At 63.6% G+C, this 12,201-nt stretch carries 5 protein-coding genes; 3 read left to right on the top strand and 2 right to left on the bottom strand.

The annotated features are described in order from the left end of the window. Positions 1-136 precede the first annotated feature (136 nt). Positions 137-4,447, top strand: a complete 4,311-nt coding sequence (locus AC6I6U_RS06980; protein WP_497881258.1) for a DEAD/DEAH box helicase — start codon at positions 137-139, stop codon at positions 4,445-4,447. Here AC6I6U_RS06980 and AC6I6U_RS06975 read toward each other — a convergent pair whose 3' ends face one another. Continuing rightward, positions 4,448-6,550, bottom strand: coding sequence for a mechanosensitive ion channel family protein (locus tag AC6I6U_RS06975; RefSeq protein WP_497881257.1), 2,103 nt, complete (start codon positions 6,548-6,550; stop codon positions 4,448-4,450). Between the two features lie 376 nt (positions 6,551-6,926). Here AC6I6U_RS06975 and AC6I6U_RS06970 point away from each other — a divergent pair, with 376 nt between their 5' ends. Further along, positions 6,927-8,102, top strand: a complete 1,176-nt coding sequence (locus AC6I6U_RS06970; protein WP_497881256.1) for an AAA family ATPase — start codon at positions 6,927-6,929, stop codon at positions 8,100-8,102. After that, positions 8,095-8,796, top strand: coding sequence for a hypothetical protein (locus tag AC6I6U_RS06965; protein WP_497881255.1), 702 nt, complete (start codon positions 8,095-8,097; stop codon positions 8,794-8,796). The genes AC6I6U_RS06970 and AC6I6U_RS06965 overlap by 8 nt, the downstream gene beginning before the upstream one ends. 26 nt (positions 8,797-8,822) lie before the next feature. On the opposite strand, the gene AC6I6U_RS06960 is transcribed toward AC6I6U_RS06965, so the two are convergent. Beyond that, positions 8,823-12,122: an ATP-binding protein gene (locus tag AC6I6U_RS06960; RefSeq protein ID WP_497881254.1), complete on the bottom strand. Its 3,300-nt coding sequence runs from the start codon at positions 12,120-12,122 to the stop codon at positions 8,823-8,825. Positions 12,123-12,201 lie beyond the last annotated feature (79 nt).

The raw sequence follows: 12,201 nt of genomic DNA, 5'->3' as shown, positions 1-12,201 counted from the left end.
GGAGGTTTCCCATTTGCTAATAACCACAATCGTTGCATTTTGCGGGTTTTGGATGCAACCGTCACGGAGAAAGTGCCAGGAGGCCTGACAACCCCCGAAGCTTGCAACCTGCGCCCGGCGGCCGCATAAAGGGGATATGAACCTTCCCGAATCGGTCCCCGGCGTCCTGGCGGGTTTCCACCCAGCCGTCAGCGCCTGGTTTCGCAACACCTTCCCGGACGTCACTGCGGCCCAGGCCCGTGCCTGGCCGCTGATCGGCCAGCGCCAATCGACCCTGATCGCCGCGCCCACCGGCTCCGGCAAGACCCTCACGGCCTTTCTCGCGGTCATCGACGACCTGGTGCGCCAGGGCCTCGACCAGGGCGGCCAACTGCCGGCCGAGACCCAAGTGGTCTACGTCTCGCCGCTCAAGGCGTTGTCCAACGATATCCGTATCAACCTGCAGGAGCCCCTGGCGGGAATCGCTGCCGAGCTGGAGCGCCAGGGCCTGCCGCCGTTGCAGATCGATACCGCGGTGCGCACCGGCGACACGCCGAACAAAGAACGCGCGCAGATGCGCAAGCAGTCACCGCACATCCTCGTCACTACCCCGGAATCACTGTACGTACTGCTCGGCTCCGATTCCGGACGACGCATGCTCGCCACCACCCGCACAGTGATCGTCGACGAAATCCACGCCATCGCCGCCAGCAAGCGCGGCAGCCACCTGGCGCTGAGCCTCGAACGCCTGCAGGCGTTGTGCACCGAACCCTTGTTGCGGATCGGCCTGTCGGCCACGCAGAAGCCTATCGACGCGGTGTCGCGCTTCCTGGTCGGCAACCAGCGGCCCTGCGAAATCATTGATATCGGCCACGCGCGCCCGCGCGACCTGGCCCTCGAAGTGCCCAAGGTACCGTTGAGCGCGGTGATGGCCACCGATGTCTGGGAACTGGTCTACGAACGCCTTGCCGAGCTGAGCCGGGAGCATCGCACCACCCTGGTTTTCGTCAACACCCGGCGCCTGGCCGAACGCCTGACCCGCCACCTGAGCGAACGTCTGGGCAAGCAGGCCGTCGCCGCCCACCACGGCAGCCTGGCCAAGGAACAGCGGCTGGATGCCGAACAGCGCCTCAAGCGCGGCGAGTTGCAGGTGCTGGTCGCCACCGCATCGCTGGAACTGGGGATCGACATTGGTGAGGTCGAACTGGTCTGCCAGATCGGTTCGCCGGGCTCGATTTCGGCGTTTCTGCAGCGGGTCGGCCGTTCCGGTCACCAGGTCGGCGGTACACCCAAGGGGCGCCTGTTCCCCACCACCCGGGATGACCTGCTCGAATGTGCCGCCCTGCTCGACTGCGTGCGCCGCGGCGAACTCGACACCCTGCTGATTCCCCGTGCGCCGCTGGATGTACTGGCACAGCAGATCGTCGCCGAAGTCAGCTGCCAGGAATGGCAGGAAGCGGCACTGCTGCAGATGATCCGCCGCGCCAGCCCCTACGCCGAACTCGACGAACAGACCTACCAGGCGCTGCTGCAGATGCTCGCCGAGGGTTTCAACAGCCGCCAGGGCCTGCGCAGCGCCTACCTGCACCGCGACACCGTGGCCCGCACCCTGCGCGGACGGCGCGGCGCGCAACTGACGGCGCTGACCAGCGGCGGGACGATTCCAGACAACGCCGACTACGCCGTGCTGCTCGAACCCCAGGCGCTGAACATCGGCAGCGTCAATGAAGACTTCGCGGTGGAGAGCATTGCCGGGGACGTCTTCCAACTGGGCAACCATTCCTATCGGATCCTGCGGGTGGAAACCGGCCGGGTCCGCGTCGAGGATGCTCACGGGCAACCACCGAGCATTCCGTTCTGGCTCGGCGAAGCACCAGGGCGCAGTAACGAGCTGTCCTTCGCCGTGGCACGCCTGCGTGGGCAACTGGACGAGTTGCTCGGGGCCACGCCCGGTGACCTGCAGCCGAGCCTGGACTGGCTGGGCCAGCAACTCGGCCTGGACCTGGACAGCGCCGAACAGATCGTCGACTACCTGGCGCCGGCCCGCCAGGCCCTCGGCGCGCTGCCGTCGCAGGACACCCTGCTGATGGAGCGGTTCTTCGACGAGTCCGGTGGCACCCAACTGGTTATCCACAGCCCTTTCGGCAGCCGGGTCAATCGTGCCTGGGGCCTGGCACTGCGCAAGCGCTTCTGTCGTACCTTCAACTTTGAGTTGCAGGCAGCCGCCAGCGAAGACGCCATCGTGCTGTCGCTGTCCACCAGCCACAGCTTCGCCCTGGAGGAAGTCTGGCGTTACCTGCACAGCAACAGTGCCGAGCAGATCCTCGTCCAGGCGTTGCTCGACGCCCCACTGTTCGGCGTGCGCTGGCGCTGGAATGCCGGGGTCGCGCTGGCGTTGCCGCGCTTCGTCGGCGGACGCAAGGTGCCGCCGCAGATCCAGCGGATGAAGGGCGAAGACCTTACCGCCTGCGTGTTCCCGGACCAGATCGCCTGCCTGGAAAACCTTGCCGGCGAGCGGGAGATTCCCGACCACCCGCTGGTACGGCAAACAATCGACGACTGCCTGCACGAGGCCATGGACAGCGAAAGCTGGCTGGCCCTGCTACGACGCATGGAGTCCGGCGACATCCGCCTGGTTGCCCGCGACCTACCGACACCCTCGCCGCTGGCGGCGGAGATTCTCAGCGCCAAGCCGTACACCTTTCTCGACGATGCGCCACTGGAGGAACGCCGGACCCAGGCCGTGCTCAACCGCCGCTGGAGCGACCCGCAGAGCACCGACGATCTCGGCGCGCTGGATGCTGATGCAATCGAAGCGGTGCGCGCCGAGGCCTGGCCGCAACCCGGCAGTGTCGACGAGATGCACGAAGCGCTGATGAGCCTGGCGCTGGTCAGCGACACCGAGGCGAATGACAACGAACATTGGACGGACTGGCTCCAGGCCCTGGCGACCAGCGGGCGTGCCACTCGCCTGCAATTGGACGGCCATGGCGGCTGGGTTGCCCTGGAACGGCTGGCTTGCCTGCTGGCACTTTATCCACAGGCCAGGCGGCAACCGCCGTTGCAGCCGTTGGCGGATTTCGAAAGAAGTTGGGACAGCGACGAGGCCGCCGTCGAGGTGGTCCGCGCCCGTCTCAGCGGCTTTGGTCCATTGTCGCTGGCAGAGATCGCCCAGCCCCTGGCCCTCGGCGCCAGCCCGGTGGCTCAAGCCCTGGCGAAGCTGGAAGGCGAAGGTTATGTGCTGCGTGGCCACTTCAGCCCTGGCGCCAGCACCGAGCAATGGTGCGAACGGCATCTGCTGGCGCGCATCCATCGTTATACGGTCAAGCGCCTGCGTCGGGAAATCGAGCCGGTGTCCCTGCAGGACTTCATGCGTTTCCTGTTCGACTGGCAGCACCTGTCCAGCGCCAGCCAGGCCCGTGGCAGCACCGCACTGCCGGCGATCGTCAGCCAGCTGGAAGGTTACGCCGCGGCTGCCGGCGCCTGGGACAGCGAACTGCTGAATGCCCGGCTGAAGGATTACTCGTCGAACTGGCTGGATGAGCTGTGTCGGTCCGGCAAGCTGGTCTGGACCCGGCTCAACGCCCGAGGCAAGAGCGCCGTGACGACGCTGCGCAGCACGCCGATCGTATTGCTGCCTCGGCCCCAGGTGGCGCTGTGGAGCAGCCTGGCGCAGCAGGCGGCGGTCGAAGAGCTGTCACCACGCACGTTGAAAGTCCATACCGCGCTGAGCCAGCACGGCGCCCTGTTCTTCGATGAGCTGCTGCAAGAAGCCCATCTGCTGCCGACCGAACTGGAGACCGCGCTACAGGAACTGGTCGGCGCCGGCTTGGTGAATGCCGATAGTTTCGCCGGGCTGCGGGCACTGATCGCTCCGGCCAGCAAGCGCCAGGCCCGTAGCCCAAGACGCGGACGTGGGCCGCTGGTCGGCGGGATGGATGATGCCGGGCGCTGGGCGCTGTTGCGTCGCCCGTCGGTGGAGGCCAGCGGCGCCGACCGCTTGCCGGAGGAGACGCTCGAACACATCGCCAGGACCCTGCTGCACCGTTATGGCGTGGTGTTCTGGCGGCTGCTGGAGCGGGAAGCGGAATGGCTGCCGAGCTGGCGCGAGCTGCTGCGCACCCTGCATCGCCTGGAGGCCCGTGGCGAGATTCGTGGCGGGCGCTTCGTCAGTGGCCTGGCGGGGGAACAGTTCGCCTTGCCTGAAGCGATCCCGTTGTTACGAGAAGTCCGTCGTCGGCCGCTGGATGGCAGCCTGGTCGCGGTGTGCGGCGCCGACCCGCTGAATCTGGCCGGGACCTTGTTGCCGGGCAGCAAGGTCCCGGCGCTGGCGGGCAATCGGCTGGTGTATCGCGATGGGATACCCGCAGCCGCAGAAATCGCCGGCAAACAACAGTTCTGGCTGGAACTCGAGCAGCCGGCCGCGGATGAGGTACGACAGAAGCTGATCCGGCATCAGCTGCGCTGATCACTGAGTCTGCACCTGATCCCCGGGCAATAGCACCGAACCAGCCTCCGGCTTCTGCGCCACCTCGTCCACTGGCGGTGTGCGGTTCGGCAACATCACCTGCTGTGGATAAGTCTGCGCGAAGTGCACCCAAGGGCTCTGGTCCACCAGTTTTTTCAACCGCTCGTTGAATGCCCGGCTCACCGCATACTGCCCGCCGGACACCGTGCGGAACTGCGCCGTCAGCACCACGCCGTTGAGGTCCATGCGGTCGACCCCGAACACCTCCAGCGGCCCCTGCAGGTTGAACTTGAGGAAACTGTCCTCGCTGATCATCCGCCCGGCTTCGCGAATCAGCGCGGTGGCCTTGTCGACATCGGTGTCGTAGGTGAACTGCACCGAGAAGAAGGCAAAGGCGAATTGCCGCGACTGGTTGGTGACCGCCTTGATCTGGCCGAACGGTACCGAATGGACGAAGCCCTTGCCATCGCGCAGGCGCAGGGTCCGGATCGTCAGTCCCTCCACGGTGCCGGCGTGGCCGGAGTCGAGCACGACCCAGTCGCCGATGGACAAGGTGTCCTCGATGATGATGAACAGGCCGGTGATCACGTCCTGCACCAGTTGCTGGGAACCGAAGCCGATCGCCAGCCCGACCACCCCGGCACCCGCCAACAGCGGTGCAACGTTGATCCCCAGGTTGGCCATGGTGGTGATGGTGCAGATCACCACCAGGATGATCTTCACTGCATTGCGTAACAGCGGCAGGATGGTTTTTACCCGCATGCTCGGCTGGCGCGCGGAACGGGGATTGACCGGCGGCTTCAGCGCTTCCTGGATCGCCGTGTCGAGTACCACCCAGAGCAGCCAGGTGGCGAGGAAGATCAGGCCGATGCGGCTCAAGGCATCGCTGATGGCCCGGCCCACGGTGTTCTGCACCGCGAACTCGTAGAGCGACAGCCCCCAGACCCGCCCCAGCAGTTCGATGAAGGTCACCGCCAGGACGATCCGCAGCAACGCATGCAGCAGGCTCAACAGACGCTCCTTGTACACGCTGCTGCGCTGGATCACTTCGGCACTACGGCCCTTGAACAGGTGCTGGATGATGGTACTGAGGAACACCGTACCGATCAGCAGCACAGTGGTCAGCAAGGCGCAGCGCAAGGCCTTCTGACTGTCTTCGCCGGCGCCGATCAGGTTGATCACCGACACCAGTACCATCAGCAGGATTGGCCAATACCACAAACCGGAGAAGATCCGTAGCGACTCCTGCAGGGCTGGCTGGCTCAGGCGCTGTGACAACGATCGGTTGCGGATGAGGTGGGCCACCGGTCGCCGCAGGCGGAACACCAGGAAACCGAAAAACAGCGAAGCGAACAGCCCGGTGAAGACCGCCACACTGCTGGTGATGTTGCCGCCCAGTTGCCGGGCAATCTGCGGGCTGGTGAGGGCATCGCTGAGGGCCGCCAGGAAGCCGATCAGGAATAGCGGACGTGGGCTGTAGTTACGGATGATCCGCACCGCCCGGCGCTTGTGGCCAAGATCGAAGAGCACGCTCAGGCACAACAGCAGGCCGGTGGAGAACACCCCGCTGCTGGTGGCGTAGGCCAGGCACAGCGCCAGGGCGCGACCCACCGAAACCGGCAACAGGTGGCTGGCGTAGAGGGTCAGCGGCAGGCTGGCCAGGGCCGGCAGCATGTACGGCAGGATGTAATCCACCAGCGTACGGCCACGCTCGCGATCGAGCAGCAGTTTCTGGCGGTTGAGCCGACGGGCGAAAAACCGACCAAGCAGGCTCAGTCCGGCAAAGCTGCCGATCCAGATCAGCGACAGCAGGAGAAAGTCCGCGGCCACGCTCCAGGGCGAGCGTTCGACGGTCTGGCTGACCAGCCGATCCATCTCGTCGGCCGCCCGGTCAGCCCGCAGGCGCCAGGCGTCGAGCAGGTTGTCGTTGATGTCGAGCTTGTCCTGAACGTCCTCGATACTGGAGCTCAGCGCGCCGAGCAGGCCACCCTGCACCAGCGGCTGGGGCGCGGCCGGTGGGGCGGCAGCGGGAGCCGCGCCAACGCCGCAACTGACGGCTAGCAGGAAGATCGACGATACAATGGCCAGCTTGAATCTGGGCACGGGCGCAATTCCTCTTCGGCAGTCTCTGTTAGGAACTGAGTCCCGGGAGGCCGGCAAAGTTCGGTTCAAGATGGGCTGGGGCTGCCTGATTTGCCGATGTGGCCTCTTCGCGGATAAATCCTCACAAAGTGTTGCGCCGCGAATGGGATCTATGTCCGGCGCGATCATGGAGGAACCAATAGTCTTTAGTCACGCGATGATAAGCGCTCAAACTGGCTGATCATGCCTAGAACACCCGGGATGACGGTGCCTGCTCACTGTTAGCTGAGCGTCAGCCCAGAACGTTGTACAGTACCCGACTGGATATGCGCTTGTTCTGATAGAAGGACACAGTGCCTGAGCCCAGTATCTTCGCCAACTTAATGACAGGTACGCCATGATCGTCAAGACCATTCATGTTGATGGTTTCAAGTCCATCCATTCGGAAACGGTTGAACTGGGTCGTGTCAACTGTTTCATTGGCGCCAACGGCGTGGGTAAAAGCAATATCCTGGAGGCGATAGGCGTGCTGGGCGCTGCTGCCAACGGGGTTGTCGATGACGAGGCGTTGTTGCGTCGTGGCGTACGGGCAGGAGTACCGCGGCTGTTCAAAAGTTCGTTCACCACCAAACGGACCCCGGCGCATATCGGTATCAGTGCGGAAGGCTGCGCCGAGCAACTTTACCGTGTCTCTCTGCTCAACCCTCTGGAATCACCGGAGCCTGCATGGACCTACAAGACTGAAGTGCTGAAGGATGGACTTCAGGACATCGTTTCCGATGGTGTGCGCAACAAGAAAAACCTCAACCCCCAAGCAGGCTTGGCGGCGTTGAAACTGGTCGATATAGAGCAGGAAAACCCAGCAGCGCGGTTGATGAAATGCCTGCAGGAATATGCGATCTACTGCCCGAACACTCCGACTTTACGCGGGACGGCACCAGATATGCAGCCACGGGCCCCGGTAGGCCTAAGTGGAGGTCAGTTGGCTGAGGGGTTTGCAGAACTGAGCAAGCTGCTTGATGACAGCGAGATACTGGATGAAGTGCTTGAGTTGATCGATTGGGTTTCGGACGTCCAAGCCACGACGCGGGGTTCAGCACTACTCTCCCCCAAGATTCCGCGAACCAAATGGATGTTGAAATTCACCGATCGCCACATGCACAAAAGCCGCAACGAACTGACAGCCTACGACGCCAGTGAAGGTGCCCTCTACGTCATATTCTGTGCACTCCTTTGCCTACTGCCGTCTGCCCCCAAACTTTTTGCCATCGACAACCTGGATCAGGCGCTGAATCCAAGGCTTGTCGCGCGACTGACCGCACGCCTGGCCGGCTGGCTGAAGCACAACGGACCAGAGCGGCAAATGCTTTTCACCGCCCATAACCCAGCAGTTCTGGATGGACTGGACTTGTCCGACCCTGATGTTCGGCTGTTTGTCGTGGAACGTAACAGCGAAGGACTGACCAGGGTGCGCAGGCTGGAACTGTCGGACAAACTTCGAGCAATGAACGAGGAGTATCCGTTGTCGCGCCTTTGGCTGATGGGAAATCTGGGAGGCGTGCCGAATGTCTGAGCTGCACATTGCTCTGATTGCCGAAGGACCAACGGACTATGAGTTGATCAGTGCAGCATTGCGGGCCATTCTTCCAAACTCATTCCAAATGACACTGCTTCAGCCCGAGCCTAAGCCTGGCTTGCGAGGAAATGGTTGGCCGGGTGTACTCAAATGGTGCAAGGACGCTGGCGAACGGTATTCCGGGCCACTGAGTTCGGACCCGACGCTGGAAGGCTATGACCTGTTCATCATTCATCTGGATACCGACGTGGCGCTCAAGCGCTACGCCGATTGCGGCCCGGCGATAGACGAGATGGCACGTCAGAAAAACTGGCGGCCGTTACCCTGCAATCAGCCTTGCCCACCGGTTGTTGATACCTGTGCACAACTCGAAGCGATGATGAGGGGTTGGTTATCGCCAACGACGCCAGACGCCAAAACCCTTTGGTGTCTACCGGCCCAATCGACGGGAAGTTGGCTGGCAACCGCCATACTTCCCGAGAACCATCCACTTTGCACTGACGCAGAATGCAACCCTGCGTTGGAGGATGCATTGGCTCAACTGCCGAAAGCGCACCGCATCAAGAAAAGCGTTCGAGCCTATAGAGAGAACGCCGATAGTGTCCGTGTAAACTGGGCACAAGTTAAAAGGCTCTGCAGTCAGGCTGTAGTTTTTGAAGATTCGGTACTCGAATTTCTTAATCGTCCCTGAATTTACTCAGCGTACAAATCCGATTATCAGGATAAGTCCTCCAGACTACTGGTCAGAAGAGGCATGGTCGCGACGAAACCCAGCGATTCGGCGTCGCCACGAATGGCCCGCAATGCCTGGGCACTGGCCTGATCGGCGTTTTTCAGCCACTGCCCTGCCACGCCGATCAGGCGTACATGATGACGAACCCAGGCACAGGATGCGGATTCGGGCAGCAACGCCATCTGCTGGCCGTGCTTGACCGCCGACTCCATATCCCCTGCCAGCAGGCAGACCTCGGCTGCGCTCACCCGGAAGCGCAAGGTGTTGTGCGCCAGGCAAGCCTGGCCCAGCAGCGCTTCGCCACGCATCAGCGCCTGCTGCCTTAACGCCGTGTCATCGACCATCAGCGCCTGGCTCCCATAGATCCACGGGCCGATATAACGCTGCAGGCCAAAGCGCTCAACCCGCTCCACCGCGGCCATGATCAGCTCCCTGGCCTGCTCTCGATCGCCCTGGTGCAGGGCTACCCGCGCTTGCCCTTCCAGCAGGATCGCCTCGAAGCGGCTGGCGCCCAGGGTACTCGCCAGCTCAAGGGCCTCGGACAACTCCTGTGTCGCCCTCGCCTCTTCGCCGGAGGCCAACAGCACCCAGGTCGCCGTCAGCCGGGAAAACACTTCGGCCCGGTGGTTGCCGATCCGCCGGCTATTGCCGACCGCCTGCATGGCATCCTGCAGGGCCTGCTCCGGCTGGCCAAGATAAAAGTGCGCCGAGCCGCGGGCACTGCGATTGGCCGCCTCGACCTGCACCAGCTCATGGCGCTCACACAGGCGCACGCATTGGTCGAACACTTCGCAAGCGGTGTGCATGCTGCCCTGGGCGTAGTAGGAGTCGCCGATACCACTGAGGGCCTTGGCCTGGGTCTCGAGATGCTGGCCGATGCGCGCAAAGGACAGCGATTCCTCGTGCAGGCGCCGGCACTCGGCATAGTCACCACGCGGGAAGTAGATATTGCCGCGCAAGTGGTACAAACGGGCCAGCTCAGTGTGTGCCCGCAGGTTGTGCGCCATCGGCAAGGTCTGCTCGATCAGGCGCTCTTCCTCATCCAGGCAATCGAGGGTGTTCAGCACCGCAGCCAGGCCCAGCGCCGCCTCGATGCGTTCTTCAGCGCGTGCGGCCAGCAGCAGCGCCTGCTGGAAATGCTCGCGGGCCTGCAAGGTGCGCCCCAACCCCGAACACGCCTGGGCACAGTGGTACGCCAGTTCGAAGCTGGCCTCGGCACGCGCTCCCAGGCCTGCCGCCTGCTGGCCGAGGGCAAGCACCGAGTCGTACTGGCAGTTCTGCAGTTTTTCCGCCATCGCCGCCAGCAGGGCGTCGAACGCCTCCGGCGCATTGGCCCGCAGCAGATGCTGGGCACACAAGGCCTGGTCACGCCGACGGTAGAGCGACGCCACCTCACGGTGCAGTTGCTCGCGCAGCGCCTGCGGCATCGCCTCGTAGAGGCAATGCATGACCAGGTCATGGACGAACATGTAACTGCCCGGCTCGATCTCACGCAACAGGCTCTGGCGCCATTGCACGTCGGGAACGTAGCCAGGCTGGGCCAACGCCTCGCGCCAGAGCGCCAGTTCGAAGCGATTGCCGAACACCGCGGCATAATGCAGGGCCCGGCGCTGTTCAGCCGTGAAGCGCTCCACTCGTGTCTGGATCAAGTGACGCAGGCTGTCGGGGACGATCCGCTCCTGGCTCGACAGCAACTGCGTGAGGTACAGCGGGTTGCCCTGGGCACGCACCACACAGTCGGCGCGATAGGCCGGATCGACTTCGGCAAACTGTTCGGCGAGCAACGTCGCTTCTCGCGCACGAATCGGTGCGATATCCAGCAGGCTCATGGGGCTGGCACAACGCGGACGCAGCTCGCTTTCCAGCGGATCGCCTTCGGGACGGGAGGTCAACAGCCAGATGATCGGCGCTTCGCTGCTGGCGTCGAGCAGCCGGCCAAGCATCGCAAAGAGCCCGCTGTCGCCCCAATGCAGGTCTTCAACAATGATCAGCAGCGGTTGTTGTACCGCCACACGCAGCAACAGTTGCAACAGCGCGTTGAACAACCCCTGCGTGCGCGCCTCGCTGCCCATTGCCGCGTACAACGCCTGCTCTGCCTTGAACGCACGGTCGACAGGGTGCACGCCGGTGAGCATCTGCAGGAATATCAGCGACGATTGCGCCAGTTTCAGGCGCCTCGCCGCCGCCTCCAGCGCCTCGGCCTGGGTCGGCTCCGCAGTGCCCAAGCCCAACAGGCTGAGCACCAGTTGACCGAGGGGCCAGAGACCATGGTCCATGCCGAAATCCAGTACATCGCCACGATGGCAGGCGAAACTGCCCTGGCGCGCCATTTCGAAGAACTCGCTGACCAGGCGGGTCTTGCCGATGCCGGCCATGCCACGCAGATAGACCACGTGACCGTCCTGGCATTCCTCGGTGGCTTCGATCACGCCCTTGAATTGCAGCAGTTCTATCGCCCGTCCCACCAGCGGCCGCGGCGCATTTTCGTCGAGGCGGCACAGCCGCAGGCATTTACGGTAGTTGGGCAGCATCGACTCGGCCGCCGCGAACTCGAAACGCTGGGACAGTTGCTCGATCAGGTCCTGTGCGACATGCACCGGCGCATTGCCATGCTGGGAGGGAAACACATGATGGGCCAGGGCGAGGACTTCGACCGGCAATGCTTCATTCTCGCGCACCAGCCGCAGCACAATGCCGTGCCCGCCCCGGACAAACTGTTCGCGACTCAACGCCAGAGCGCAGAGCAGGCCCCGCTCGCTGTCGCTGCGATAGGCCTGGGGCGACCCGAAACGGGCGATGACCAGGCCCTGGGTACTACCGAGAATGACCCCGCCAAACTGCTGGATCAGGCGCTCGATGCCTTCGGCCAGGGATGCGGACAACGCCCCTTCGTCGGTGACGAAGCACAACTCCAGGACATAGCGGGTCACCGCATATTCCGGTGCCAGGAAGATGCGTTCATGCAATTGGGCAAGGGTGCTTTCAACTTCGACCAGCGCCTCGGCGACCGCCTGCCCCAGCAGGGTGCCGACGTCGACATCGAAGGCCGTCGCCAGGTGGCGGGCCGTGCGATAGAGCACCGGCTTGCCTGTTTCGGCACGCTTGATGGACGCAATGGATACGCAGAGATGGCGATTCAGGCAGGCTTCGGCGAGGGTTTCCTGGCTCAGGCCATGCTGTTTGCGCAGGGCTTTGAGCAAGCCGCCATCCAGCAGGACCCGGCCATCGGAAAGCGGCGGCTCGACCCTCGGCGCAGCGGAAAGCGGAAGATCTCTGGAATCCATGTCGATAGCCCCGGCCATCCCGTCGTCGCGGGCCGGCTCGCCAGTGAAAGCGCCGGGGGATATCGGCGTGAGGCAATGC

It is taken from the genome of Pseudomonas sp. UTLPPB19802, from assembly GCF_059730225.1.
This window is presented reverse-complemented; position numbering and strand designations above follow the sequence as displayed.

Coding starts and splice junctions, on each gene's coding strand:
- AC6I6U_RS06980 (WP_497881258.1), top strand. CDS start 137: ATGAACCTTCCCGAATCGGTCCCCGGCGTCCTGGCGGGTTTCCACCCA.
- AC6I6U_RS06970 (WP_497881256.1), top strand. CDS start 6,927: ATGATCGTCAAGACCATTCATGTTGATGGTTTCAAGTCCATCCATTCG.
- AC6I6U_RS06965 (WP_497881255.1), top strand. CDS start 8,095: ATGTCTGAGCTGCACATTGCTCTGATTGCCGAAGGACCAACGGACTAT.
- AC6I6U_RS06960 (WP_497881254.1), bottom strand. CDS start 12,122: ATGGATTCCAGAGATCTTCCGCTTTCCGCTGCGCCGAGGGTCGAGCCG.